This window comes from Salinicola sp. 4072 (assembly GCF_036663415.1).
Classification (GTDB): domain Bacteria; phylum Pseudomonadota; class Gammaproteobacteria; order Pseudomonadales; family Halomonadaceae; genus Salinicola; species Salinicola salarius_A.
The window spans coordinates 34293-60045 of sequence record NZ_JAXOVV010000005.1 but is presented as its reverse complement, the minus strand read 5'-3'; the positions used below and the strand labels follow the sequence as shown (position 1 = coordinate 60045).

Here is a 25753-nt window from a genome sequence, read left to right as displayed (position 1 = left end):
AATCACTCGACACGGAACCACTCCTGAATGGCCGGATCAGGTCTGCGCCGAATCGATCCCCGACGGTGTGGTCTCCCGGCTCCCAGCCCCTCGCACGAATCGCGTCAAGCGCACATCGACGGTCACGGTGAGCGCTTCCAGCGCCTCCGCCCTGGCCCGGCCTTCGGCACTGGCGCGGTAGAGGTGCGGCGTCATCGCCAGCAGGTCGGCAATGGCCTGTGGCTCCTCCAGCGCCAATGAATAACGGATCGTCTCCACGTCCTGCTGCACCAGCCCCTCGGGCACCACTGCCGATCGCTCGCGCTCCGGTTTCAGGCTGGGGTAGATGATCTCGCGCAACTCGCGAAGATGGTCCGGCCCGGCATCGGCCTGGATCAACACCCCGCCCGGCTCGAGCACGCGAACGAATTCCGGATAGACGGGGAAGCCGAACAGACACAGCACGCAGTCCAGCGAACCCTCCTGTACCGGCAGATTGGCGTTGCTGCCCACCACCCAACTGACACGCTCTTCCCGTCCATGGGTCGAAACTTGTCGACCGGCTGCGCTTTCCCGCGTCGCGGTGCCCTGGTCCTGCCTCGTAGCAGATAGCACCGCCCGCTCTTGCTTGGCGGCGCCCTTGTCCTGCTTGGCAGCAGATAACACCGCCCGCTCTTGCTTGGCGGCGCCCTTGTCCTGCTTGGCAGCAGATAGCACCGCCCACTTGGAGATATCCAGGCCCAACAGCGACAAGGCGGCATCGGGGGCGCTCGCCGCCGCCAGCTGACGCAGGTAATAACCTTCGCCGCAGCCGGCATCCAGGCAGCGGAACGCGTCGCCGGTGGGTTGTTCCGCCAGGGCAAGACGCGATACCGCCTCGGCGATGGGCTGGTAATGGCCCGCATTCAGGAAGCGCTGGCGTGCCGCCACCATCGCCTTGCTGTCTCCCGGATCGCGGGAACGCTTGTGCTGGACGGGCAGCAGGTGGGTATAGCCCTGCCGCGCGATATCGAAACTGTGACCGGCCGCGCAGCGCCACGTCTGGCCTTGGCGATGCATTGGATCCCCGTCCAGCGGACAGGCCAGCGCGGAAAAAGGAATGAAGGACATGATGCCACCACTTGCTCGTGAAGCCCGCCAGTGTACGCGAAATCCATCGTCGCTCGAGGCCTCGGCGCTCCGGAACGAACGACTACGACAGCGAACCCTGGTTGTCGCGCCCCGATAGTCTGCTGATCCCGAACCCTGCCAGTTCCGGCGCAGCGCGACCGCTCGTCAGCCATCGGCCCAGCGACTCCCCCATGGCGCTGGCAAACTTGAAACCGTGGCCGGAGAAACCGCCGGCAACGATCAGGCCGGGGAGCGGTTCATCGATCAGAAAGTGCTCGTCCGGGGTGCGGATATACTGGCAGACAGCGCCATGGCGCAGCGCACCAACGCCCGGCAGATAGCGGTCGATCACCTGCTGGAGCTCGGCGATATCCTCCGGATGTTCGCCAAACGGCGCCATCGTTTCGCCCGGCGCGAGGATCTGGCCGCTATCGTGTCGGCCGATCTTGAACCCGGCGCCATCGATGTCCGGGAAGCCGTAATAGATGCCTAGCTCGTCGTCGGTGAGGCTGAAGCCGGGGAAGCGCTCCGACACATAGCGGTCGTCGGCCTCGAACCAGGCGAACGTCTTGCGCACGCGAGTCAGCGGCAGCTCGATGCCGAGTTCGGCCAATAGCGGCGCCACGTGCTGCCCCGCGGAAACCAACAACCGGTCGGCGCTGAATCGCCGACCGTCATCGCAGGTCGCCGCATAACCGCCCTGCTCCAGAGGCTCCAGGCGCACGACACGAGCGCCTGACGTCAGCGTCACGTTGGCACTCCGTTCGACTCGCTGCCGCCAGCACTCGATGATCCGCTCGACCCGCAGCACTCCGGCGCGGGATTCGAAGCCGCCGCGCATCGAGGCATCGAGCCGCCATCCCGGCCAGCGCTCGGATGCCGCCGAGCCGTCCAAGCCCTCCAGCGGCAGATCATACTGCCGCGCACTCGCCTCGACCTGCTGGATGAACGGCGCCGAAGCCGGGCCGAGATTGAGCACTCCGGTGGGCAGAAACAACGATTCGCCCGTCTCTCGCTCGAGCTCGCGCCAGCGTTCCAGCGCGCGCAGGGCCAGCGAGACATAGCCGCTGCCCTCGCCATAGGCCAGCCGAATCAACCGGGTTTCGCCGTGATGCGCGCCCTGATCGTGGGGCGGGCGGTGGGCGTCGAGCACCCGCACCGCGGGCTGGCCGTTGGCACCGGAAGAGGCCACCAGATAATCCGCCGCCACCAGTCCCATGCTGCCGCCGCCGATGATCAGAAGATCCGTGTGTGTCTCAGAATGCATTCGAAAATTCCTGGGATCGATATCAGGCCGTCGAGGCTTCAGTGGGTTGCGCATCCGCCTGCTTGTCCTCGCTCCGGGCAATGATGGCGGTGCCGGTCAGATCGCCGGTCACGTTGAGCGCGGTACAGCCCATGCCGACCAGCGCATCGATCGAGGTCAACAGTGCCACGGTCTCGATCGGCAACCCGACCTGAGCGAAGACCGTCGCGATCATCACGATACCCGCGCCGGGCACCCCCGCCGTACCGATAGAGGTCAGCGTGCCGATCAGCACGATCTCGACCATGGTCATGAAGTCCAGCGGGATGCCGACCACGTTGGCGGCAAAGACAGCCGAGATCGCGATTCGGATCGCCGCGCCGTCCATGTTGATCGTCGCGCCGAGCGGCAGGCTGAAGCCGTAAAGGCTCTGCGGGATGCCCAGCCGCTGTGCCGCGTTCAGGGTCAGCGGCAGGGTACCGGTGCTGCTCTGGGTCGCGAAGGCCGTCGCCATTGGCGTACGCGCCTCGCGGAAGAACGCTCCCAGGCGCACGCCGAACGCCTTCATCAATACGCAATAGAGCACCAGATGCATGGCCAGCGCGAGATAGAGCACGATCACCATGGTGCCCAACGACAGGATGGTATCCTTGCCCTGCCTGGCCACCGTACCGGCCACGATGGCGAACACCCCGATGGGCACGTACTGGAGCACGCCTGCCATCACCTTCATGGTCACCGCATTCAAGCCTTCGATGACGCCGTAGAGCTTCTCGCCCAGCTCGCCCTGCCCCTCGCTGTGACGCATCTTCAGCAGCGCGATGCCGAACACGAAAGCGGTAAAGATGATCCCCAGCAGATTGGGCTCGGCGAGCGCGCCGACGATATTGTCCGGCACGATGCTCAACAGCACGCTGACCAGCCCCGGGTTTTCCGGCACGTCGATACTGGCGCCGTCGTCCAGCGTCATGCCGCTGCCCGGCGAGAACAGCGACGCCACCGCCAGCCCGACCACGATCGCCATGGCCGAGGTCGCCACGTAATAACCAAACACCTTGCCACCGATGCGCCCCATACGGCCGAAATCGGCCTGATTGATGCCCACGATCAAGGTAAACAGCACGATCGGCACGATCAGGAACTGCAGCAATCGCAGCAGCAGATCGCCGAACGGCGCCAGCCAGCTCGCGACCGTCTCACCGCCGATCAACCCGACCACCACGCCCAGCACCAGCGCGATGGTCACGCGCAGGATCAGGGAAGCGTCGAGGTAGCCTCGAAATAGCGTTTTCATGGAGATGCCCTATCGAAAACAGTAGGCGGAATGGCTCTGTCGGATCTTCTCTTCATGACCAAAGATAAAGCTCATGACCAAAGATAAAGCTCATGACCAAAGCTAAAGCCTAACGCAAAAAGCCCGGCACGTAGCCGGGCTCTGGGCGGCAAATACGCGATATCAGCCGCCGATCTTGTCCTGCGTTCGTGTTTCGAAGTCGCTGGCGTCGTGGCGTTCGTGAAGCTGGGTTTCCGGCTCGCCGAAGGTGCGGTTGACCATGCGGCCACGCTGCACGGCCGGGCGGGCGTCGATCTCCCTGGCCCAGCGCTGGACGTTCTCGTAGCTTTCCACGTCCAGGAACTCCGCGGCCTCGTACAGCCGTCCCAGCACCAGTTGCCCATACCAGGACCAGGTGGCGATGTCGGCGATGGTGTACTCGTCGCCCGCCAGGTAGCGTGATTCGGCCAGCCGCCGGTCGAGCACATCGAGCTGCCGCTTGGCTTCCATGGTGAAGCGATCGATGGCGTATTCGATCTTCTCCGGCGCATACGCATAGAAGTGGCCGAAGCCGCCACCCAGATACGGTGCGCTGCCCATCTGCCAGAACAGCCAGTTCATGGTCTCGACCCGCTTGGCCGGATCGGTCGGCAGGAAGGCCCCGAACTTCTCGGCCAGGTGCAGCAGGATCGAGCCGGACTCGAACACGCGAACCGGCTTGTCGCCGCTGTAATCCATCAGCGCCGGAATCTTGGAATTCGGGTTGACCTCGACGAAGCCGCTGCCGAACTGATCGCCGTCGCCGATATTGATCAGCCAGGCGTCGTACTCGGCATCCTTGCCCAGCGCCAGCAGCTCCTCGAACATGACCCCGGCCTTGACCCCGTTGGGCGTGGCCAGCGAGTAGAGCTGGAACGGATGCTTGCCGACCGGCAGCGCCTTGTCGTGGGTCGGCCCGGCGACCGGACGGTTGATGCTGGCGAACTTGCCGCCGCTTTCTTTGTTGGGCGTCCAGACTTTCGGCGGCACGTACTCGTTTTGCTGACTCATGAAATGTCCTCTCGATGAAGACTCGACCCCGCATGACCAAAAAGCGCATGGCGAGTCGTAAGGGTTACCAAGGAAGGTAGCCTGTTAAGGATTATCTTGCGACCCCTCGGGCGAAAACCAACCCCGCCGCTGCCTCTATCGGGTTCCCGTTGACGTCATGCCCGGCGCGAGACGAGCGCCAGCAACGGTCGTCTCAGGCCAGATAGCGGCGGAACCACTCGATCGTTCGGGACCAGGCGAGCTCGGCGGCCTGTTCGTCGTAGCGCGGCGTCGAGTCGTTATGAAAGCCGTGATTGACGCCGGGATAGATGTAAGCCTCGTAGACCTTGTCGTTGGCTTTCAGCGCTGCCTCGTAGGCGGACCAACCCTCGTTGATGCGCGTGTCGAGCTCGGCGTAGTGGATCAGCAGCGGCGCCTGGATTCGGGCCACGTCTTCGGGGGCGGGCTGACGACCGTAGAACGGCACGGCCGCGCCCAGCTCCGGATATGCCACGGCGGCGGCATTGGCAACGCCGCCGCCATAGCAGAAGCCGGTGATGCCGACCTTGCCGGTGGTGGCATCGTGCGCCATCAGAAACTCGATCGCCGCGAAGAAGTCGTTCATCAGCTTCTCGGGGTCGACCTGCTGCTGCAGTTCGCGCCCCTGGTCGTCGTTGCCGGGATAGCCACCGACGGAACTCAAGCCATCGGGCGCCAGCGCGACGAATCCCGCCTTGGCGACGCGGCGGGCAACATCCTCGATGTACGGGTTGAGACCACGGTTCTCGTGCGCGACCACCACGCCGGGAACGGGGCCATCCACGCCCGTGGGGCGCACCAGATACCCACGCACCTCGCCGTGGCCGTTGGGGGAGGGATAGATGACGTATTCGGGCAGAATGTCGGGGTCGGTGAACGGCACCTGCTCCGCCAGCGCATAATTCGGGCTCAACGCGGCGAGCATGGAGAGCGCCGCGGCGCCACCGACGATCTGGGCGGCACGGTCGAGGAAATCACGCCGCGTGATGCGGCCATGCGCGTAGTAGTCGTAGAGCTCGAGCAGTTGCGGCGGGAAGTCTTTCGCGGTGAGACGGCTCATCGGTTCGATCTCCGGTCGTTCCCCGGCACCGAATGGCGGGGCTCGACCTAATCTGGCACAGATTCGTGACGGCTCACAGTTTCCCGGCAGTCCCCGCCCGCCGTGCTCGTGGCAGCTTTCCCGTCGTGGCGCTAACCTGACCGAGACGACAATCCCGACTCGCTGCTTTCACGGAGCTTCCCATGACCGATCGCATCCTGGTGTTCTACGGTTCCTACCGATCCGACCGTGCCGGTATCCGCCTGGCCGACTATGCGGTGCGTACGCTCGCTGTCCGTGGTGTCGACGCCGAACTGATCGATGCCAGGGCGATCGATCTTCCCATGCTGGACCGCATGTACAAGGAGTATCCCGAGGGCGAGGCGCCGGAGGCGATGGAAGCCCTGGCCGGCAAGATTCTCGACGCCGACGGTTTCGTCTTCGTCACCGGCGAATACAACTGGGGCATGCAGCCGGGACTCAAGAACCTGACCGATCACTTCCTGGAAGAGTGGTTCTGGCGGCCGGCCGGGATCGTCAGCTACTCGGCCGGCCGCCTCGGTGGCGCCCATGCCAACATGGCCTGGCGCGGCACGCTGGCCGAGATGGGCATGGTGGTGATCTCCAGCACGGTCGCCGTCGGGCAGATCGGCAAGACGCTGGATGAAAGCGGCACGCCCCTCGGCGATGCCGGCGCTTCCTTCGAGCGTGCTTTCGACCGGTTTGCCGACGACCTGGCCTGGTGGACCGAGGCGGGCAAACGTCAGCGCACGCATCGCGCACCGCCCTTCTAGAGCCCGTCATTCTAGCGTCCGCTCTGCTGGATCTAGAGCCCCCTGCCCCACCGACGCGCTACACTAGGTGCTGTCTGAAAAGTCGACGAACGAAGGCCAGGCAAGGCAAAAATCGGCGAAAGCGGACCGGGCTGGCGCTCCAGCCGATTTTTAACGCCGCATGGGCGAGCGCAGTACTTTTCAGACAGTGCCTAGAGGGCTGCACTCGCCCGTGGCAACGGGCGACGCCGACCAGGGATCCCGGCCGGCTTCGGCTTCATGGACAAGGAACCTTCGAACTTCGCATGACGACGACTTTTCCCACAACACCTGTCTCCACAACGACGGTTTCTACAGCAATTGTTTCCGCAACGGTCATCTCCAAAACGACCGTCTCCTCAATGACCGTCTCCACAACGACCTTGCCCACGATAGTCGTGCCCTGCCGCGGGCCGGCCCGCGCGCCATGAGCGATACCCGCCTCTTCCGCTCGCTGCGGCTCTACAACTATCGGGTCTGGGCTATCGGCGCGCTGGTCTCCAATATCGGCACCTGGATGCAGCGCGTCGCCCAGGACTGGCTGGTGTTGACCATTCTCACCGACCACAACGCCAGCGCCGTGGGCATCACCATGGCGCTGCAGTTCGGCCCGCAACTGTTGCTGTTGCCGTTTACCGGCTACGCGGCGGATCGCTTCGACCGCCGCCGGCTGATCATGCTGACCCAGGCGCTGCTGGGCCTGCTGGCGCTGGGGCTCGGCCTGGTCACGGTGACCGGCGTGGTGACGCTGTGGCAGGTCTATGCGTTCGCGCTCGGTCTCGGTTGCGTGACCGCTTTCGACGGCCCCGCCCGCCAGGTCTTCGTCAACGACCTGGTCGGCGAGCGCTATCTCGCCAACGCGGTCGCCCTCAACTCGACCTCGTTCAACAGCGCACGGATGATCGGCCCGGCGGTGGCCGGCGTGCTGATCGCCGCGATCGGCACCGGCTGGGTCTTCCTCGTCAACGCGGCCTCCTTCGCGGCGGTGCTCGGTTCGCTGTTCCTGCTGCGGACCGATCAGCTCTACACGTCGCTCAAGTCGGGCCGGCGCGCCGGCGGCCTGCTGGAAGGCTTTCGTTACGTGTGGAGACGCCCCGACCTGAAAGCGATGATGGTCATGCTGTTTCTGATTGGCACCTTCGGTTTCAACTTCCCGATCTATATCTCCACCATGTCGGTCACCATCTTCCACGGCGGCGCCGACCAGTACGGCCTTCTGACCTCGGCACTGGCGATCGGCTCGGTCGGCGGCGCGCTCCTGGCTGCCCGTCGCGAACGACCCGACCTGCCACTGCTGGCGATGTCGACGCTCGCCTTCGGCGTCTTCTGCACGCTGGCCGGCGTCGCGCCCCATGTCATCGTGTTCGCCGCGATGCTGACCGTGACCGGGTTCTCGGCGCTGACCTTCAATACGGCGTCCAACGCGCTGATGCAGCTGACCACCGATCCCGCCATGCGCGGCCGCGTGATGGCGCTACGAATGGCGGTGATCATGGGGGGCACGCCGCTCGGCGCCCCGATCGTCGGCTGGCTGGCCGACCATGCGGGGCCGCGCTGGGCGATGATGGTGGCCGCCGCCTCCGGCCTGATCGCGGCGGCCGTCGCCGCCAGGCTGATCGTGCACGAAAGGCGGCGTCAGGCATCCGCCGGCTAGCAGCGCCTCATCGGGCGGCAGGCGGGTTCTCCCGGCGCATCGTCATGCCGGACATGCCGGGGGCCTGCTCGCGCATCAGCTCGATGAAGCGACGCAGACGCGGCGGGTAGTCGTCGGCGTAGGGATACACCAGATAGACCGGCAGCGGCGACGCATACCAGCTCGGCACCAGCTGGATCAGCCGCCCCTCTTCCAAATCGTCGGCAACCCGCCAGGCCGAGACGATGGCGGCGCCGAAGCCGGAAACCGCGAGCCGGCGGATGGCCGCCAGGTTGTCGGTGCTCACCCGCGGGGCAATGGCGAAGTGCTGCTCGCGACCGTCGACGGCGTGTGTCAGCGAGACGCGATCGCGGTAGAAGGTGCGCAGCGCCAGCCAGGGTAGCGAAGCCACGGCATCGATATCGTCGATCTCGATCCCGGCCACCACTTCCGGCGCGGCCACCACGATACGCGGCACCTCCGCTACGGGCACGGCGACGACCGCCGGGTCCTCTACCTTGCCGACACGAATCACGCAGTCGATGCCTTCGGCAATGAAGTCCGGATAGCGATCGTGCAGCAGCCACTCGACGCTGACCTCCGGGCAGTCTCGAAGGTAGGATTCGAGCAGTTCCAGCAGCTGCTCCTGGCCGAAGGCATGCGGCACCAGCACGCGCAGCCTGCCACGCGGCGTCTCGGTCAATCCCTGGAGATCCTGGGCCATCGAGTCCCAGCGCTCGCAAACGCCCTGGGCATGGCGAAAGCAGCGCTCGCCGTCATCGGTCAGGCTGAGACGATGGGTCGAGCGTTGCACCAGCCGCAGCCCCAGCATGCTCTCCAGCGCCTTGAGCCGCCGGCTGACGGTGGGCTGGCTCACATCCAGGCGCTGGGCGGCGGCGGACAGGCTGCCGGTTTCGACGATACGCATGAAGGTCTGCAACAGTTCGAGGCGATCGGCGGAGCCGAAGCGGGCGTCATCCATGGCGTGTCATTCATCCTGTGCATAGGCGTTGTGCGAAGCACGCTACTACACGCGATGGTCATACACCATCAGAATGCACGGCATCTCAAACCCCGCATTCAGGAACTTGTCATGAACAGTGCCTCCTCAAGCGCGACGGCGCCACCCGCGCTACCCCGCCGGCTGATACTACTGCTGGCGACCAGCGCCGGGCTCAGCGTCGCCTCGCTCTACTATGTGCAGCCGCTGCTCGGCATTCTGGCGGCGGATATCGACATCGATGCCCGCACGGCCGGCCTGATCCCGACGCTGACCCAGCTCGGCTACGCCCTGGGCATTCTGCTGCTGATCCCGCTGGGCGACCGGGTGGATCGCCGCCGCCTGATCGTGATCAAGGCCATTCTGCTGGCCCTGGCACTGCTGGCGACCGCGCTGGCACCGTCGATCACCACCCTGCTGGTCGCGAGCCTCGCCGTCGGCCTGACCGCGACCATCGCGCAGGACATCGTGCCCGCCGCCGCCGTGCTGGCCGCCGATCGCGAGCGCGGCAAGGTCGTCGGCACCGTCATGACCGGCCTGCTGCTGGGCATTCTGCTGTCGCGTGTCGTCAGCGGCCTGGTCGCCGAAGCGTTCGGCTGGCGCGCCATGTTCTTCATTGCCATGGGGCTCATCGCGCTCATCAGCGTAGCGTTGTGGCGCGGACTGCCCCGGTTCGAACCGACCTCCCGGCTCAGCTATCGCGCCCTGCTGGCGACGCTGTACCACCTGTGGCGCGATCAGCCGGAACTGCGCCGCGCCGCCACGGCGCAGGCGCTGCTCTCGGTCGCTTTCAGTGCGTTCTGGTCGACACTCTCGATTCATCTGCTCGAGAGCTACCAGCTCGGTAGCGCGGTCTCCGGCGCGTTCGGACTGGCTGGCGCCGCCGGTGCGCTCGCTGCGCCGCTTGCCGGGCGCATGGCCGATCGACGCGGCCCGCATCAGGTCACGCGGATCGGCAGCGCGATCGTGGTGCTCTCCTTCCTGGCGATGGCGGCCGAATCCTGGCTTTCCCCACCGATGGCACTGGGGCTAATCGTGATCGGCGCGCTGGGGTTCGATTTCGGCATACAGGCCACGCTCGTCTCCCACCAGACCTTGATCTACGGGCTCGATCCCGCCGCCCGCAGCCGTCTCAACGCAGTGATGTTCACGCTGATCTTCATCGGCATGGCGGCGGGTTCCGCACTGGGAAGTCTGCTGCTCGGTGCGTGGGGCTGGCCGGGCGTGATCGCGCTGGCAACGGTATCGGCGCTGGGCGCGTTCCTGATCCGCCTGCTCGACCGGACGCCGACGCTGGCTGCGCAGCGCTGACGCTCACAACGCGGCAGCAGGCCACTGGGCGCCATCGGCTTCGTACCGGCGGCGGCTCGGCATCTCCTTCTCCGGGGATCAGGCGTCACACCATGCCGCCGTTGGCGCGCAGGATCTGGCCATTGATCCAGCGGCCCTGCGGCCCGGCCAGAAACGAGACGACGCCGGCGATTTCTTCCGGTTGACCCAGGCGTTCGAACGGCGCCAGGTTGGCGATCGACTGGATCTGCTCCTCGCTCTTGCCCTCGAAGAAAAGCTCGGTGCCCACCGGCCCCGGCGCCACGGCGTTGACGGCGATATCGCGGCCGCGAAGCTCGTTGGCCAGCACTTTCACCAGCCCTTCGACACCCGCCTTGCTGGCGATATAGGCGCCATACCCCGGGAAAGACTTGCCCAGCACCGAGGAGGAAACCGCGATTATGCGACCGCCTTCGCCCAGGGTCTCGGCGGCTTTCGCCATCACCAGCCAGCTGCCGCGCAGGTTGATCTCGAGCGTCCGATCGAGAATCGCGACGTTGTCGCTGGTCATCTTCGCCATCTGCATCATGCCGGCGTTGTTGACCACGACATCGAGCCGGCCAAACGTCGCCAGCGTCTGCTCGAACAGGCGCACCACGGCGTCGCCATCGGCGATATCGGCCTGGACCGCCAGGGCGCGGCCGCCCTTGGCTTCGATATCCGCCACGACCTCCTCGGCCAGTGCCGTGTTGCCGGCGTAGTTGACCACCACGGCAAAGCCGTCGGCGGCCAGTTGCAGGGCGATGGCGCGGCCGATGCCGCGAGAGGCGCCGGTAACCAGCGCGACTTTCTGTTCAGTACTCGTCATGGGTTGACTCCTTGTCTAATTCGATGGATCGGCAGGTGCGAAGCGAGTGCCCGGCGAGCAATGCCTTGTCGTCGCCTCCACCAGGCCAGCGAGAGGCAGTATTGGCATTTCCTTGAGCTGAACGAATCAACTGTAGCGTGAACCTCAGCCGGACGCCGGTCCGGCGCGGCGCCATTCGTCCATCAGGTCATCCAGCTCCTCGAAGAAGCTTTCCAGCACCAGGTTGGGCGGGCGACCCTTGCGGGTGATCAGGCAGTAGCTCGTCTCGTAGCCGAAATCGTCAGGGTAGAGCTGCTTCATCTCGCCCTGTTCTATCCAGCGTTGGGCGAAATGGGTCGGCAGGAAGCCGATGTAGCTCCCCGTCAGCACCAGGAAGGCGACGCCTTCCCGATCGGTGGCCGACGCCATCGGCTTGAGGCTTTCGTACGCCTTCCGGATCTCCGGTGTCTGCGCATAGGACGGCACGACGGCGTCGTATTCGGCGATTCGATCGGGCTCGGCGGTTCGGTCCCGAAACAGGGGATGCCGGTTGCTGCAGTAGAGTGCCGACCGCTCCTCGTAGAGCGGCACGTAATCGAGGCCTGGAATCGCCTTGAGCCTGGGGACGGCCCCGGTATGCAGGCTGCCTTCGAGAACCGCCATCTCGATATCGCCGGGAGGCGCCATGCGGATGTTGATGTGCACCTTGTCGCCCCTCGCCTTGAGGGCTCTCAACGCCTCCGTGATGTGCATGTTGGGCATGGTGACGAGGTTGTCGGTGATGCCGATGTTGAGCTCGCCGGTCAATTGGGAGTGCAGCCCGTTGACGCGGGTGCGGAAGTCCTCCACCGCCGCCAGCAACTGCATGGTGGCGTCGAAGACCGCCTGCCCCTCGCTGGTCAGCCGAAAGCCGCTGCGGCCTCGCTGGCAGAGCCGCATGGAGAGCCGCGCCTCCAGGTCGCTCATCGCCATGCTGATGGCGGCCCGGCTGATGTTGAGATCGACCTCCGCCGAGGAGAAGCCGCCGCATTCGACCACCTTGCGGAAAATGCGCAGCAGCCGCAGATCGACGTCTCCCAGCTGCCCCATCAGCGTTATCTTGCGTTGATTCATCAAGGCCCTCGCCCTCGTCACTGCCCGCTGCTTACCACTCAGCCCACGCCGCCGGAAACGGCCGATAAAGTTAAGCATTCGCTTTAGTGAAATTAAGCATACCGGGATTGTTTGACGCTATCCCCCTGGCTCACTCTTGGGCAAAGGCCGGCCGGGTCATCGCTCGGCGTCGCGCCGTTTCCGAGATTTCCATCGTCGATTGACGAACAAGAGTTTCCATCGTCGATTGACGAACAAGAGGATCGATTTCCCATGTCCGAGCAACTGACTCACTTCGTCGACGGCAAGCGTGCCGCACTGGACTCGACGCGCACCAGTCCGATTTTCAACCCGTCCACCGGCCGGCAGTCCGGCGAGGTTCTGCTGGCATCGAAAGCCGATGCCGAGCGGGTCATCGCCTCGTCGCAGGCCGCGTTCGAGCAGTGGTCGGCTTTCTCCCCGCTCAAGCGCGCCCGGGTGCTGTTCAAGTACAAGTCGCTGCTGGAAGCCCATGCCGACGAACTGGCCCGGCTGATTGCGCAGGAGCACGGCAAGGTGCTCTCGGACGCCAGGGGCGAGCTGACTCGCGGTCTCGAAGTGGTCGAATTCGCGTGCGGCATGCCGCATCTGCAGAAAGGCGAGCACTCGCTCAATGTCGGCCCCGGCATCGATTCGTATTCGATGATGCAGCCGCTGGGCGTGTGCGTCGGCATCACGCCGTTCAACTTCCCCGCCATGGTGCCGCTGTGGATGTTTCCGATCGCCATCGCGGCGGGTAACACCTTCGTGCTCAAGCCCTCGGAGAAGGACCCGTCTTCCACCCTGCGCATCGCGGAGCTGTTCAGCGAAGCCGGCCTGCCCGACGGCGTGCTCAACGTCGTCAACGGCGACAAGGAAGCCGTCGACACGCTGCTGACCGACCCGCGGGTCCAGGCCGTCAGCTTCGTCGGCTCCACGCCCATCGCCGAGTACGTCTACGCCACCGCCTCGGCCCACGGCAAGCGGGTCCAGGCGCTCGGCGGGGCCAAGAACCACATGGTGATCATGCCGGATGCCGATCTCGATCAGGCTGCGGACGCACTGATGGGCGCAGCCTACGGCAGCGCCGGCGAACGCTGCATGGCGATCTCGGTCGCCATGCCGGTGGGCGAAAAGACGGCGGAGGCGCTGCGCGAGAAGATTCTCTCCCGACTGGACGAGCTGCGTGTGGGCGAAAGCATCACCGACGGCCCGGATCACGACATGGGGCCGCTGGTCTCCCGCCAGCATCTGGAAAAGGTCAGCGGCTACATCGAACAGGGCGTCAAGGAAGGCGCCGAGCTGGTGCGGGATGGCCGTCGCCTGGACCACGGCACGGATGGCTTTTTCATCGGCGGCACCCTGTTCGACCACGTCAGGCCCGGCATGCGCATCTACGACGAGGAGATCTTCGGCCCGGTACTGGTCATCGCCCGCGCCGAGAGCTTCGATGCCGCGGTGAAGATGGTCAACGATCACGAGTTCGGCAACGGCACGGCCATCTTCACCCGGGACGGCGACAGCGCCCGCCAGTACTGCGAGCAGATCCAGGTCGGCATGGTCGGCGTCAACGTGCCGATCCCGGTGCCCATGGCGTTCCACAGTTTCGGCGGCTGGAAGCGCTCGCTGTTCGGCGCGCTGCATGTCCACGGCGCGGACGGCGTGCGCTTCTATACCCGCATGAAGACCGTCACTGCCCGCTGGCCATCCGGGCTGCGCGAGGCGACCAATCAGTACACCATGCCCACTCTCTGATACGGCGATCCGATCATGACCAACCGCGACACTTCACGAACCGGAACGGTGAACAACGACCACGTCAGGGCGCTGGACCGCGCCGGCGTCTTCCACTCCTGGTCCGCCCAGGGTGCGCTCCAGCCGATGGTGTTCAAGGGTGGCGAGGGGTGCCGCCTGTGGGACTACGACGGCCGCGACTATCTCGACTTCTCCAGCCAGCTGGTCAATACCAACATCGGCCACCAGCATCCCCGCGTGGTCGAGGCGATCAAGGCCCAGGCCGACGAGCTCGCCACCATCGCCCCTGCTCACGCCAACCTGGCCCGAGGGCGTGCCGCCCGGAAGATCCTCGGCCTGGCGCCCGCAGGGTTCAGCAAGGTGTTCTTCACCAACGCCGGCGCCGATGCCAACGAGAACGCCATCCGCATGGCGCGTGCCGTGACCGGCCGGGAGAAGATCCTCTCCGCCTATCGCTCCTATCACGGCGGTACGGGGTCGGCGATCGCCGCGACCGGCGATTTTCGTCGCGTTCCCAACGAGTTCTCACGCGGCCACGTCCGGTTCTTCAACCCGTTTCTCTATCGCAGCGAGTTCTGGGCCGGTAACGAAGAGCAGGAATGCCAGCGCGCGCTGCACCACCTGCGTCGGGTGATCGAGTGCGAAGGACCGGCGAGCATCGCCGGCCTGCTGCTGGAAACCATCCCCGGCACCGCGGGCGTTCTGGTGCCGCCGCGAGGATATCTCAAGGGCGTCCGCGCGCTGGCCGACGAGTTCGGCATCGTGCTGATTCTGGACGAAGTGATGGCAGGCTTCGGCCGCACCGGCAAATGGCTGGCGCTGGAGCATTTCGGCGCGGTGCCGGATCTGATCACCTTCGCCAAGGGCGTCAACTCGGGATACGTCCCGGCCGGTGGCGTGATCATTAGCGAGCGCATCGCCAGCCATTTCGACGAGGAGATGTTCTACGGCGGGCTGACCTACTCCGGGCATCCGCTGGCGATGGCCGCGATCTGCGCCACGCTCGAGGTAATGGAACAGGAAGACGTGGTGGGCAACGCGGCCAGTATCGGTGAATCCGTGCTGACGCCTGGGCTGGAGCGGCTTCGGGACAAGCACGACATCATCGGTGAAGTGCGCGGCCTGGGCGTCTTTCACGCCATCGAACTCGTCGAGAGCAGGCAGAGCCGCGCCCCGCTGCCGGCTGCCGAGGTCGCCCGGCTCAAGCAGGGGATGATCGATCGGGGGCTTTTGCCGTTCGTGGTCGCCAACCGCATTCATGTGGTGCCGCCGTGCATCATCAGCCCGAGCGAGGCCCGGCGAGGGCTCGAGATCATCGACGAGGCGCTGGCGGGATGAACACCGGCAGTCTAGCCGGCCGGTTCTGGCAACAGTTTCCACGCCACCTCGACGAACCGGGTCACGCCGGCGTCGCGGAAGTTGAGCGACGACTGGAGCACGTCCTTTCTCGATAAGGTTTCGAGCGTGTAGCGAGTGGCGTAGTGCTGCTCGATTTCGGCGGGCAGCACGGGAAACGGCGGGCCGTCCTTCTCGGCGGGGTCGTATTCGAAAGTGATCAGCAGCTGCGGCGCGGCGCCGGCCAACGCCAGAATCTGCTCGGCATAGCCGGGGCGCATGGCGGACGGCAACGCCACCAGCGCGGCTCGATCGTAGATCATGTCGACCGGGCCCAGTTCGGCGGCGGTCAATGCGAAGATATCGCCCTGAAAGACGGTCAGCCCCGCATGCTGCCAACGCTGGCCACCGCGCCACTCATCGATCGACGGTTCGACGCCGAGCGACTCGAACAGCTGCGCCACCGCGATCTCGCTCAACTCCGCCCCGACGACGCGATGGCCTTGCTCGAGCAGCCAGCCGATATCCAGCGTCTTGCCGCACAGCGGCAGAAAGATGCGTGCGTTGGCCGCCAGCCCGAACCCCGCCAGGTTGCGCTTGAGAATGGGGTGTACAAAGGCGAGATGAAAGCCGAGCTGGTCGTTCTCCCATCGCGCCTGCCAGAATTCGTGTTTCATGCCGTCATCCTCATCGCTCTAAACTATCGCCGCTCGAATCTATCTTCACTCGATCTATCTTCACTCGAATGCATCGCCGCTCGAATTCATCGCCTGAGCTCGTTTCGTTTGCCCCAGTGTTCTTGCACCGTCTGCTCTTGCTCTCTTGTGCCGCTTGCGTCCTCGTGCCGTTCGTCCTCGTGCTTCGTTGCCCTGGCGGCGCCGCAGATTCGACGTCACCAGCGCCGCATCCGCTCGAAGGCTTACTTCTTCTCTTCTTCGTCGGAACCGAACTTCGCCAGCGCGATCTGCATCCCCTGCACCAGGCAGTAGGTCACCCCTGCCAGAAAGGGCGCCATAACCCAGGGCAGCCATCCTCCCAGCATGCTGGCCGCGAACACGACGCCGAGACCGGCGCCCACCGAGAGGAAATCGGTGGCCGTCCCGACCAGCACCACGTAGGAGCGCTCGGAGTCGTCCGGCCCCTCCGCCTTGAGCAGGGTAACCAGCACGTTCAACAGCGATATGCCGGCAACCGCCGACAGGGCGAAGCCGACCAGTTCGAGCGAAGACGGCTTGCCGGCCGCCCCCGAGACGATGCCGTAGCTCACGGTGATCAGGATCGAGAAGCCAAAGGCCTGCGCATTGTCGCGCACCGAAATGCCCAGCCCATGTAGATAGATCTGCAGCCCCGATATCTCCTTATTGCCGCCGCGCTTTCCAGAGTTGCTCATGGCCGATACTCATGTGAGAGAGGCTTTATGTGAGAGAAACTGTAGGTAAGAGACGCTGTGAGGGAGCCGGGTCACCGGGGAAACCGATGACCGGCCTCTTATCTTAAGCCTCCCATCTTAAGCCTCCCATCTCGAGGCGTCGAAACGAGGCCAATCCCTGTCGACGAAAGACGTCGTGATCGAACGAAACCGTCAACGAACGAAACCCTCAACGAGCTGAACCGACAGCGAACGAACCCCGCCGTTTACTGGGACATTTCGCCGTCGTCTCCTGTCGCGTGGCCTCGGGCGACATCCCGGTGACTGATCACCACCACCTCCCTCGGCCACCATTCCGGGTGGTTGTCGCGAATGAACGTCAGCAGTTTTTCTCTGACACTCACTTCGGCGGCCCACCCCGAGAGCGGGTCGACCGTCATCAGGTAGCAGGTCACGGTCTGCGCCGGGCCGGTCTGGTCGGTCACGGCACAGAGCAGTTTGTGATGCTCGATGACGTTATCCTCCGCCTTGGCAAACTCGAGGAACTTCTCCCGCAACAGCGGGACATCCGCGCTCAGGTGTAGCGTGAGCACCACGCTCCGATACTCCTTGGTACTCTTGGAGGAAAGATTTTCGAAAGCTTTCGAGGCGAAATAGGTGACCGGGACGATCAGCCGCCGCTCGTTCCAGAGTCGCAGCCGAATATGGGTATAGAAGATGCCTTCGACGTAGCACCACTGCCCTTCGAACATCACCAGATCGCCGACCCGTATCGGCTTCGCCAGCGACAGCTGGAACGACGACAGGATGTTGCCCAGCACGGCCTGCCCCGCCACGCCCACCAGCACCGCCAGCACGCTCGCCGATGCCAGAATCGACAGCCCCAGCGTCTCGAACAGCTGGATCTGTCCCAGCACGTAGATCGTGACCGCCGTCACCATGATCAGGATGATGATCCGACGCACCGCGTAGAGCGTGGTCAGCAGCTTGCGGTCGTCCTTGGGCTTGGAGTCGTCGATCTGCCCGGCGAGACGCCGCGTCATCTTCAGCATCATGGTATCGACCAGGCGCAGCGCGACGGCGCCGGTCCCCCAGGCCAGGATGGCGATCAGAACGACTCGCAGCGTCGTGGTCGCGACCGCCGAGAAGGAGACGACGTAATCGAGCAGCGCCTGGGTCAACAGCGACATGACGATGAGCGCCACCGGGCCGCGAATCTGGGTGGCGAAGATGCTCGGCGAGCCGGAAGGCAGCCAGCGGGTCATGACCTCGATCAGCCGATAGACCCCCTTGCCGATCAACCCCACCACCAGCAGCACCAGCGGAATGGCGATCCACTCCCAGACCCGCAACAGGCCGAAGGGCATCTTTAGGCTATCGGGAATGTGGCGCTCGAAAGCCGCCGGACCGTACTCCTCGTAGAGTGCCGGAATCGCGGCCACGCTCTCCGGCATGATCAGCCAGATCGGCTCCGCTTCCCCGACCCGATATCGCCCGAGGCGAATATCGTAGGCATCTCCGTCGGCCTCGAGGGAGGCCAGCTCGATGTCCCGGCGCGGCTCACCGGCGTAGGGCGACTTCCCGGTAGGGTCTTCGACGACGGCGTCCTGCCGGCCGGAGAGACGGGAAATGCGGATCGATTCGCCGCGCTGGAAAATCTCCGAAAGCTGACGGGCCAGCTCGGCACCCCGCTCGCGCTGTTCCGCCGGGGTCAGATCGGCGAGATTGAGGATATGCGCCGCCGCCTCGAAGTCGCCCCGGTCGGTCATGTCCCGAAACGTTCGCATCGACTCCCGCGGCGTCCTGAGGTTGACGGATTCCGGCGCCTCGCCAAGCCCGGTGTTCAACGAATCGAGGGGATACCAATCCTTCTCGCCACCCTCCTCCTGGGTCTGCGCCAGACATAGGCTGGAGACCAACCCTATCGTTGCGGCCAGCAACCATCGCCGCCATGAGTCCATTCTTTTCATCCGTGCTTCACCGGTCCAGTGGATCGTCCTTGTATACCATCCGGGGGATCATGCCGCCTCTGCCGGAGTGCGTCTTTCATCCGAATCAAGCGTCTATCATTCGAATCAAGACAACTCGTGCGAATCAAGACAGCAGACGGATATCGGAGTCGGCTATCCGGCCGAGGTTCCCTTACCCTCCCGCCGTCATGACACGGCAAGCGCCGTTTGTGGCCACTGGATGGGGGGACGACTTCGCCCTCTCATCATAGTCCGGCGGAGCGACGGCGGCCGCTGAAAGCCAGCGGCGTCATCGTTTGGGTGAAGACGCGCCACGTCGTCTAGGGCCTGTTGACGTTTTGAGGGATAGCATTGGCAGGATAGGGGCAAACTCGCAGAATACAGGTTCCGACACCAACAAACTGCGAGCTTGCCATGCCCCGACTGATGCTCACGGATGAACACTGGTCGAAGCTAAAACCTATCCTGCTTCAACAACGTATCTATGACAAGGCTGACCTGCGGATGACGGTAGAAGGCATACTTTACCGAATCCGTACCGGCTGCCAGTGGCGTGATTTACCCGACGACTTTGGGCACTGGAATACGGTCTATAAGCGCTTTAACGCTTGGTCGGCCGCAGGCAAATTGATGACTGTTTTTAATCGGTTAGTGGAAGATCCAGATACGGAATGGCTCTTCATTGATGGCTCCTATATCAAGGCGCATCAAGACTGCACAGGGGCTGCCACAGAGGAAGTAGAAGCCATTGGCAAAAGCCGTGCGGGCAACACAAGCAAGATACACCTAGGCTTTGTCTGAAAACTGCCTGCGCTCGGCCATACGGCGTTAAAAATCGGCTCAAAGTACTCATTTACACCGCGTAAACTCCGTCTTTTCAACGATTTTTGCCTTGTCTGACCTTCGCTCGACGACTTTTCAGACAAAACCTAGCTGTTGACGCTTATGGACTACCGATTGCTTTCAGGATCACCGGAGGTGACGTACACGACAGCACTGAGGCACAGGCGCTGATTGATGAGTTGCCAATAGGTGGGGCATTAGTGGCTGACAAGGGGTATGACAGTGAGCGTATCCGTGAGCAGGTCGACGCCAAGGGGATGGACTCAGTGATCCCACGCAAGCGCAACTCAAAGACAGGAAATAGCAGTTTAGACAGAGGGTTATATCGCTATCGCCATCTTGTAGAGAATGCCTTTGCTCGGTTGAAGCCGTATCGCGCCATAGCGACGCGTTACGACAAGCTCAAGCGAAACTACGAAAGCATGGTGGCCTTAGCTTGTGGTTTTTTATGGCTGCCCATGTGAAACGTCAACAGACCCCAGTCTTCCAGAAACAAAACAGTGGTCACTTCATCAACATCGCATCGGTTGCAGGCCTGAAGGTGTTCAGCCCAGGTGGCACCGTGTACAGCGGCACCAAGTTTGCTGTGCGGGCTATCTCCGAAGGACTGCGTCACGAAGTCGGTGGCAGCATCCGCACCACGACTATCGAACCGGGCGCCGTGGACTCCGAACTGAAATTCGGCAGCACCCACCAACAGAGCCGCGATTTCGTGGTGGACTTCTACAAGCATGCAATTCCCGCCGAATCGGTCGCTCGAGCTATTGCCTTCGCAATTGAGCAGTCTGCTGACGTGGATATTAACGAGATCGTTCTGCGCCCAACCGTACAGGAATTCTAATGAGTTGAGGGCCTGTCTCTTCGGCGTCAGGCCCCGCTTATCTGGAGTGAAAAGCGGTGAGCAACGTAACTGATTCGCTGTAAATGAGGGCGTTTTGACAGGGTAAGCACAAGCCTCTGATATACGGCGATCCTATTTGACGGACTGTGTAACGCGGTGCATGCTCATGAAGATCGGCCCGTAGCCATGTGCGAAACACATGGCTGCGGGCATTTGTTTTGAAGCGTGCTTTTCAACCAATGAGAAATGAGGTCGTTATGAAAGAGCCGGCCAATATCAATACGACGACCGTACAACCCACCCCAACCGCCACCGTGTACGGCATGCCGGCTTACGCCGATCGTGCTGCAGCCGTGGGTGAAGTGCATGCGCGCCCGCATCTGTTGCTTGAGGCCCCGCGCGGTATTTTGCAGCTCGCTTTCATGACCGAAGGTGACCAGACCAGGGATCAGATGGCGATGAGCGAGTTGTCTCATCGCTTCGGCGTTGCCGAGCCCGACCACGCTACGCCGCTACACGGCATGACATGGGATGAGGGAGACCTTCACTGTGAAAAGTACACCGAGTTCTCTACGTATCTCTGGTGCGCTTCGCTGGATTCCAAGACGGGAGAGCCTTGCGGAGAAAATCCCTTCAAACATGGATTTGTTCCTCCGGGCCCGGTCATATCCGGCATCCGCTTGAGACTTCTTCCGTGGATACCAGAAACGGAGAAGGAGGCTGATCGCTTCGATCCTGCCAGCCTGTGCTACTCGTTGGTAGAGAACGGCTCTGCCGCCATCTTGACCGACTTCTGACAGGATGAGGATGGCCTGACGCAGATCCTCATCCTTGCTCGTGATTTGACCCCGGCGCGGGCAGGTGCGCTGGCTCAACGTCTATTGGAGATCGAGACGTACCGTACCTTGGCGTTGCTGTCTCTGCCGTTGACGCGATCGATGACGTCGGAGCTGCGACACATGGAGTCGCGCCTTGCTGCGATCACTGACGAGATGTGTACGAATTTGGTAGAACGCCGCGATAGCGACGTGCTGCTTTCCGAATTGACAGGTCTGGCCGCCGAACTGGAAGCTGGCGTCGCGGCAAATCTCTATCGCTTCGGCGCCAGCCGTGCCTACTACGAGATCGTCGAGGAAAGGCTGGCTGCGCTTTCAGAAGTGGCCGTATCCGGATACAGCACCTGGGCGGATTTCCTGCAGCGTCGCATCGCTCCAGCCATGCGGGAGTGCCAATCCATAAAGGAGCGCCAGGCCAAGCTCTCCGACAAACTGACCCGAGCCATCGCGTTGCTGCGTTCGTGGATCGACGTCGAACTTGAACGCCAGAACCGCGATCTGCTGGCTTCGATGAATAACCGGGCCAAGTTGCAATTGCGCCTTCAGCAAACCGTCGAAGGCCTGTCGGTCGCGGCAATTTCTTATTACGTCGTGAGTCTTCTCGGCTACCTGCTCAAGGGCATTCCGCTCGTTCACGACAGCGTGGCGCAGGTGATGGCGGTTCTGGTACCTGCGGTGATGCTGACGATCTGGTGGATCGTCCGCAGGATAAGACACGCCCACAGCGACACGGCGGCGGAAGAGAAACCCTCCTGACGAGCTGCCGTCCTGGCACGCGATAGCTGCGCCGTCCGTTTGAACAGAGGAGAACAACATGCCAAGCAATTCTTTCGGTGAATCCTCTTGTACCGCTGCGGCCAGCGGCCTCGTGCAGGTGCGTGGCGCGCGTGAGAACAACCTCAAAGAGGTGGACGTCTCTATCCCGCGGAATGCGCTGGTGGTGTTCTCGGGTGTCTCCGGCTCCGGGAAGTCCTCGCTGGCCTTCGGCACCATCTATGCCGAGGCGCAGCGACGCTACTTTGAGTCGGTGGCCCCCTATGCACGGCGCCTGATCGACCAGGCGGGCGTGCCGGACGTAGATGCGATCGACGGCCTGCCACCAGCAGTGGCGCTGCAGCAGCAGCGGGGGTCCAGCAATGCGCGTTCCTCCGTGGGCAGTGTGACCACCCTGTCCAGCCTGGTGCGGATGATGTATTCGCGCGCCGGCGCCTATCCCGCCAACCAGCCGATGCTCTACGCCGAGGATTTTTCGCCGAACACGCCGCAGGGGGCGTGCCCGACCTGCCACGGCTTGGGTCATGTGTACGAGGTGACCGAGGCGAACATGGTGCCCGACCCCTCCCTGAGCATCCGTGAGCGGGCGATTGCTTCCTGGCCACCCGCCTGGCAGGGCCAGAACCTGCGCAACATCCTGGTCAGCATGGGCTATGACGTTGACCGGCCGTGGAAGGACCTGCCAAAAAAGGATCGCGACTGGATTCTGTTCACCGAGGAAACACCAACGGTGCCGGTGTACGCCGGTTTCACGCCTGCCGAAACCCGCACCGCGCTCAAACGCAAGATGGAGCCGAGCTACATGGGCACCTTCACCGGCGCCCGGCGGTATGTGTTGCACACCTTTGCCAATACCCAGAGCGCGCTGATGAGAAAGCGCGTATCCCGGTTCATGGAGGGCAAACCGTGCCCTACCTGCCACGGCAAGAGGCTCAAGCCCGAAGCGCTGTCGGTCACCTTCGCTGGGGTGGACATCGGCGCGTTTATGCAGATGCCGCTGGACCACTTGGCGGCATTGCTCGAACCCATCGCACAGGGCGATTTCCGCGCCCATGCAGCGGGTGCGGCTACAGACAAGGAAGCGACCCGGCGCGAGCGTGCCGAACGCGCTGCCACCGGCCATGCGGTCCATGCGGTATCGCCCGACGTGCGCCATACCTCCGCGCTGTCGGAAGAAAAGCGCCTCGCCGCACAGCGCCTGGCTGGAGGCGTGATGGCGCGCCTGCACCAACTGCGCGAGCTAGGCCTGGGCTACCTGACGCTGGACCGGGCCACGCCGACGCTTTCGGCCGGCGAGTTGCAACGCTTGCGGTTGGCCACGCAATTAAGTTCCCTGCTGTTCGGCGTCGTGTACGTACTCGACGAACCCTCGGCGGGCCTGCATCCCTCCGACAGCCAGGCCCTGTACGATGCACTCGACCGGCTGCGCGACGCGGGCAACTCGGTGTTTGTGGTGGAGCACGACCTGGACCTGATGCGCCGCGCGCAATGGCTCGTGGATGTCGGGCCGGATGCCGGGGAGCGTGGCGGCCGCGTGCTCTACAGCGGCGAGCCGGATGGCCTGCGCAAGATTGCCGAATCGCGTACTGCACGTTACCTGTTCGACGAAATTCCCGCACCCGGAAGCCGAGCACGCGAAGCGACCGGCTGGTTGGAGCTGCAGGGCATCCACCGCCATAACCTGTATGGCGTGGATGCGCGCATTCCGCTGGGCGTGCTGACAGCCGTTACCGGCATCTCTGGCTCCGGCAAATCCAGCCTCATCGCGCAGGCCCTGCCGGAATTGGTGCTGCTGCACCTGGGCCACGAGCCTGAAGACGATGCCGCCGAAAGCGCCACCAGCGAAGGGCCGGCAGTGGTCGAAGCGACCGGCGGCCATCTGGCGGGCGACGTGGACGCCATACAGCGCCTGGTGCAGGTGGACCAGAAGCCGATCGGGCGCACGCCGCGGTCGAACCTGGCTACCTACACGGGTCTGTTCGACCATGTGCGCAAGCTGTTCGCCGCCACGCCCGATGCCCGACGCCGCCGCTATGATGCCGGACGGTTCTCGTTCAACGTCGCCAAGGGGCGCTGCGAGACTTGCGAGGGCGAGGGTTTCGTTAGCGTGGAACTGCTGTTCATGCCCAGCGTGTACGCGCCGTGCCCGACCTGCCATGGCGCGCGCTACAACGAGGCCACGCTGAAGGTGCAGTGGAACGGGCGCAACATCGCCGAGGTGCTGCAGATGACCGTGGACGAGGCCAGCGAATTCTTCGCGGGTGAAGACGCGGTGGCAAGGCCCCTGCAACTGCTGCGCGACATCGGACTGGGCTATCTGCGCCTGGGGCAACCGGCCACCGAGCTTTCCGGTGGCGAGGCGCAGCGCATCAAGCTGGCGACCGAGCTTCAGCGCAGCCAGCGCGGCCGAAGCCTGTACGTGCTCGACGAGCCGACCACCGGGCTGCACGCCTCGGATGCCGACCGGCTGCTGGTGCAGTTGCAGCGCCTGGTCGATGCCGGCAATACCGTAGTGATGATCGAGCACGACATGCGTGCGGTGGCCCAAGCCGACTGGGTGATCGACGTAGGGCCAGGCGCGGGCGCTGCCGGCGGCAGCATCGTGGTGGCGGGCTCCCCTCAGCAGGTGGCCCGAAAGTCTGGCAGCCGAACCGCTCCGTTCCTGGCACGGGAGTTAGCGCGGGCCGAGTAGCTTAGTTCGCCAAATGTTCAGGCCATTTGGGTGCTTGCGACAATTAGGATGACCTGTTTATGACAACTATCTTGGCTAGTTGAGCGGCGTTTTTCAAGTTAGTTGTCACCATTGACCGTTTTAAGCGGCCTTTTTTTCTATCTGTTTAGTCTGCTGTTTTTCAGGATTCAGCGTTGTCGGTCCCACTGGTGTGCAGTTCCTAACCTCGCGGTTTCCCCAACGACTTGGGTTAGCTGCTTTAGCGGCTTCAATTCGTTCTTTGCATTGAGCCAGTATCGCAACATCCTGCCCTGTATGGCGCTGATGTGGCGTGACGAACCGCAACTTACTGTGCTTATGCTCGTAGTTGTACCACCGCGTAAACTTCAGCACCCATCCCCTTGCTTCATCAAGGCTTTTAAAGCCTGCTGATGGCCAGTCCGGCCGATATTTGCAGGTTCGGAACAGTGACTCTGGACATCCATATGTGCTTTCTCGAACTCGTCAAGCAGAACGACGCTGTACGGCTTTCTCCGTACCCTTTCGGTAAGCTGCCCCCCCCCCCTCCTCGAACCCGACGTACCCGGGAGGCGCCCCTATAAGGCGCGCGACCGTGTGCCGCTCCATGTACTCGCTCATGTCAACGCGGATCATCGCCTCCTCATCACCAAATACTGTTTCCGCAAGGGCTTTGGTCAATTCCGTCTTTCCCACGCCCGTGGGTCCGAGGAAGAAGAAGGTTGCGATGGGACGGCGGCGGTCGCCCAGCCCGGCGCGAGACAAACGCACGGCATCGGATACGGCTCTTACCGCCTCGTCCTGACCGACGACCCGCTGATGCAGACGCTGTTCCATCTCCATCAGCCTGGTGCGCTCCTCGGTGGTGAGCTCTGCCACCGGAACTCCGGTCAGACGCGAAACGATCTGTGCCACATCCTCGACGCCCACCTGATTGGCGCTAGTGCTTCGGGTC

The 25753-nt window shown here is 63.6% G+C and carries 18 protein-coding genes and 5 pseudogenes; 10 read left to right on the top strand and 13 right to left on the bottom strand.

The genetic code is table 11. The annotated features are described in order from the left end of the window. Positions 1–36 precede the first annotated feature (36 nt). The 5 genes from R3F72_RS05740 to yghX form a co-directional block, all read right to left on the bottom strand. Positions 37–1089, bottom strand: a complete 1053-nt coding sequence (locus R3F72_RS05740; RefSeq protein WP_332779142.1) for a putative RNA methyltransferase — start codon at positions 1087–1089, stop codon at positions 37–39. Positions 1090–1171: 82 nt separating this feature from the next. Beyond that, positions 1172–2356, bottom strand: a complete 1185-nt coding sequence (gene solA, locus R3F72_RS05735) for an N-methyl-L-tryptophan oxidase (RefSeq protein WP_332779141.1) — start codon at positions 2354–2356, stop codon at positions 1172–1174. A 22-nt stretch (positions 2357–2378) separates the two neighbouring features. Next, positions 2379–3629, bottom strand: coding sequence for a dicarboxylate/amino acid:cation symporter (locus R3F72_RS05730; protein WP_087718361.1), 1251 nt, complete (start codon positions 3627–3629; stop codon positions 2379–2381). Between the two features lie 162 nt (positions 3630–3791). Next, entirely contained in the window at positions 3792–4658 is an 867-nt protein-coding gene (yghU, locus tag R3F72_RS05725; RefSeq protein ID WP_071229859.1) for a glutathione-dependent disulfide-bond oxidoreductase, read from the bottom strand. Between the two features lie 193 nt (positions 4659–4851). Beyond that, positions 4852–5736, bottom strand: a complete 885-nt coding sequence (gene yghX, locus R3F72_RS05720; RefSeq protein ID WP_087718359.1) for a YghX family hydrolase — start codon at positions 5734–5736, stop codon at positions 4852–4854. Between the two features lie 182 nt (positions 5737–5918). On the opposite strand from yghX, the gene R3F72_RS05715 reads away from it, so the two are divergent. Together R3F72_RS05715 and R3F72_RS05710 are read left to right on the top strand one after the other, a co-directional pair. Next, positions 5919–6509, top strand: a complete 591-nt coding sequence (locus tag R3F72_RS05715; protein ID WP_087718358.1) for an NADPH-dependent FMN reductase — start codon at positions 5919–5921, stop codon at positions 6507–6509. Positions 6510–6954: 445 nt separating this feature from the next. Continuing rightward, on the top strand, positions 6955–8181 hold the full coding sequence (locus R3F72_RS05710) for an MFS transporter (RefSeq protein WP_332779140.1): 1227 nt from the start codon (positions 6955–6957) through the stop codon (positions 8179–8181). 7 nt (positions 8182–8188) lie between these two features. Here the strand turns inward: R3F72_RS05710 and R3F72_RS05705 are convergent, their stop codons facing one another. Then, entirely contained in the window at positions 8189–9142 is a 954-nt protein-coding gene (locus R3F72_RS05705; protein WP_332779139.1) for a LysR family transcriptional regulator, read from the bottom strand. A gap of 111 nt (positions 9143–9253) precedes the next feature. Here R3F72_RS05705 and R3F72_RS05700 point away from each other — a divergent pair, with 111 nt between their 5' ends. Beyond that, entirely contained in the window at positions 9254–10471 is a 1218-nt protein-coding gene (locus tag R3F72_RS05700; RefSeq protein ID WP_332779138.1) for an MFS transporter, read from the top strand. An 85-nt stretch (positions 10472–10556) separates the two neighbouring features. Here the strand turns inward: R3F72_RS05700 and R3F72_RS05695 are convergent, their stop codons facing one another. After that, the gene (locus R3F72_RS05695; protein WP_332779137.1) at positions 10557–11297 is read right to left on the bottom strand and encodes an SDR family oxidoreductase; all 741 of its coding nucleotides are present in this window, start codon (positions 11295–11297) and stop codon (positions 10557–10559) included. A gap of 144 nt (positions 11298–11441) precedes the next feature. Further along, positions 11442–12389: a LysR family transcriptional regulator gene (locus R3F72_RS05690; RefSeq protein ID WP_332779136.1), complete on the bottom strand. Its 948-nt coding sequence runs from the start codon at positions 12387–12389 to the stop codon at positions 11442–11444. Positions 12390–12641: 252 nt separating this feature from the next. Here R3F72_RS05690 and R3F72_RS05685 point away from each other — a divergent pair, with 252 nt between their 5' ends. Together R3F72_RS05685 and R3F72_RS05680 are read left to right on the top strand one after the other, a co-directional pair. After that, complete coding sequence (locus tag R3F72_RS05685; RefSeq protein ID WP_332779135.1) at positions 12642–14141, top strand: CoA-acylating methylmalonate-semialdehyde dehydrogenase; 1500 nt, start codon at positions 12642–12644, stop codon at positions 14139–14141. A 15-nt stretch (positions 14142–14156) separates the two neighbouring features. Beyond that, complete coding sequence (locus R3F72_RS05680; RefSeq protein ID WP_332779134.1) at positions 14157–15479, top strand: aspartate aminotransferase family protein; 1323 nt, start codon at positions 14157–14159, stop codon at positions 15477–15479. Between the two features lie 11 nt (positions 15480–15490). Here the strand turns inward: R3F72_RS05680 and tmpT are convergent, their stop codons facing one another. The 3 genes from tmpT to R3F72_RS05665 all read right to left on the bottom strand — a co-directional run bounded on the left by tmpT (position 15491) and on the right by R3F72_RS05665 (position 18815). Further along, on the bottom strand, positions 15491–16153 hold the full coding sequence (gene tmpT, locus R3F72_RS05675) for a thiopurine S-methyltransferase (protein WP_087718350.1): 663 nt from the start codon (positions 16151–16153) through the stop codon (positions 15491–15493). A gap of 242 nt (positions 16154–16395) precedes the next feature. Then, positions 16396–16866 carry a hypothetical protein gene (locus tag R3F72_RS05670; RefSeq protein WP_087718349.1) on the bottom strand — a complete coding sequence of 157 codons (471 nt, stop codon included), beginning with the start codon at positions 16864–16866 and terminating at the stop codon, positions 16396–16398. Between the two features lie 245 nt (positions 16867–17111). Next, complete coding sequence (locus tag R3F72_RS05665; protein WP_332779133.1) at positions 17112–18815, bottom strand: mechanosensitive ion channel family protein; 1704 nt, start codon at positions 18813–18815, stop codon at positions 17112–17114. A 414-nt stretch (positions 18816–19229) separates the two neighbouring features. On the opposite strand from R3F72_RS05665, the pseudogene R3F72_RS05660 reads away from it, so the two are divergent. The 5 genes and pseudogenes from R3F72_RS05660 to R3F72_RS05640 form a co-directional block, all read left to right on the top strand. Further along, positions 19230–19601 (top strand): annotated as a pseudogene (locus R3F72_RS05660) (IS5 family transposase); the annotation flags it as partial. Positions 19602–19744: 143 nt separating this feature from the next. After that, positions 19745–20122: pseudogene (locus R3F72_RS05655) on the top strand (IS5 family transposase); the annotation flags it as partial. Further along, complete coding sequence (locus R3F72_RS05650; RefSeq protein WP_442978331.1) at positions 20119–20499, top strand: SDR family oxidoreductase; 381 nt, start codon at positions 20119–20121, stop codon at positions 20497–20499. The pseudogene R3F72_RS05655 and the gene R3F72_RS05650, both read left to right, overlap by 4 nt. A 239-nt stretch (positions 20500–20738) precedes the next feature. After that, positions 20739–22091, top strand: a pseudogene (locus R3F72_RS05645) (DUF3422 family protein). Positions 22092–22149: 58 nt separating this feature from the next. Beyond that, positions 22150–24801 (top strand): excinuclease ABC subunit UvrA, encoded by a 2652-nt coding sequence (locus R3F72_RS05640; protein ID WP_332779132.1) that lies wholly within the window; start codon positions 22150–22152, stop codon positions 24799–24801. Between the two features lie 120 nt (positions 24802–24921). Here R3F72_RS05640 and R3F72_RS05635 read toward each other — a convergent pair. Together R3F72_RS05635 and R3F72_RS18640 are read right to left on the bottom strand one after the other, a co-directional pair. Continuing rightward, positions 24922–25254 (bottom strand): annotated as a pseudogene (locus R3F72_RS05635) (integrase core domain-containing protein); the annotation flags it as partial. Positions 25255–25256: 2 nt separating this feature from the next. Next, a pseudogene (locus R3F72_RS18640) lies at positions 25257–25656 on the bottom strand (AAA family ATPase); the annotation flags it as partial. Positions 25657–25753: the final 97 nt, after the last annotated feature.

Excerpts from the sequence above, each read along its gene's own strand:
- R3F72_RS05740 (WP_332779142.1), bottom strand. The coding sequence starts at position 1,089 with ATGTCCTTCATTCCTTTTTCCGCGCTGGCCTGTCCGCTGGACGGGGAT.
- solA (WP_332779141.1), bottom strand. The coding sequence starts at position 2,356 with ATGCATTCTGAGACACACACGGATCTTCTGATCATCGGCGGCGGCAGC.
- R3F72_RS05730 (WP_087718361.1), bottom strand. The coding sequence starts at position 3,629 with ATGAAAACGCTATTTCGAGGCTACCTCGACGCTTCCCTGATCCTGCGC.
- yghU (WP_071229859.1), bottom strand. The coding sequence starts at position 4,658 with ATGAGTCAGCAAAACGAGTACGTGCCGCCGAAAGTCTGGACGCCCAAC.
- yghX (WP_087718359.1), bottom strand. The coding sequence starts at position 5,736 with ATGAGCCGTCTCACCGCGAAAGACTTCCCGCCGCAACTGCTCGAGCTC.
- R3F72_RS05715 (WP_087718358.1), top strand. The coding sequence starts at position 5,919 with ATGACCGATCGCATCCTGGTGTTCTACGGTTCCTACCGATCCGACCGT.
- R3F72_RS05710 (WP_332779140.1), top strand. The coding sequence starts at position 6,955 with ATGAGCGATACCCGCCTCTTCCGCTCGCTGCGGCTCTACAACTATCGG.
- R3F72_RS05705 (WP_332779139.1), bottom strand. The coding sequence starts at position 9,142 with ATGGATGACGCCCGCTTCGGCTCCGCCGATCGCCTCGAACTGTTGCAG.
- R3F72_RS05700 (WP_332779138.1), top strand. The coding sequence starts at position 9,254 with ATGAACAGTGCCTCCTCAAGCGCGACGGCGCCACCCGCGCTACCCCGC.
- R3F72_RS05695 (WP_332779137.1), bottom strand. The coding sequence starts at position 11,297 with ATGACGAGTACTGAACAGAAAGTCGCGCTGGTTACCGGCGCCTCTCGC.
- R3F72_RS05690 (WP_332779136.1), bottom strand. The coding sequence starts at position 12,389 with ATGAATCAACGCAAGATAACGCTGATGGGGCAGCTGGGAGACGTCGAT.
- R3F72_RS05685 (WP_332779135.1), top strand. The coding sequence starts at position 12,642 with ATGTCCGAGCAACTGACTCACTTCGTCGACGGCAAGCGTGCCGCACTG.
- R3F72_RS05680 (WP_332779134.1), top strand. The coding sequence starts at position 14,157 with ATGACCAACCGCGACACTTCACGAACCGGAACGGTGAACAACGACCAC.
- tmpT (WP_087718350.1), bottom strand. The coding sequence starts at position 16,153 with ATGAAACACGAATTCTGGCAGGCGCGATGGGAGAACGACCAGCTCGGC.
- R3F72_RS05670 (WP_087718349.1), bottom strand. The coding sequence starts at position 16,866 with ATGAGCAACTCTGGAAAGCGCGGCGGCAATAAGGAGATATCGGGGCTG.
- R3F72_RS05665 (WP_332779133.1), bottom strand. The coding sequence starts at position 18,815 with ATGAAAAGAATGGACTCATGGCGGCGATGGTTGCTGGCCGCAACGATA.
- R3F72_RS05640 (WP_332779132.1), top strand. The coding sequence starts at position 22,150 with ATGCCAAGCAATTCTTTCGGTGAATCCTCTTGTACCGCTGCGGCCAGC.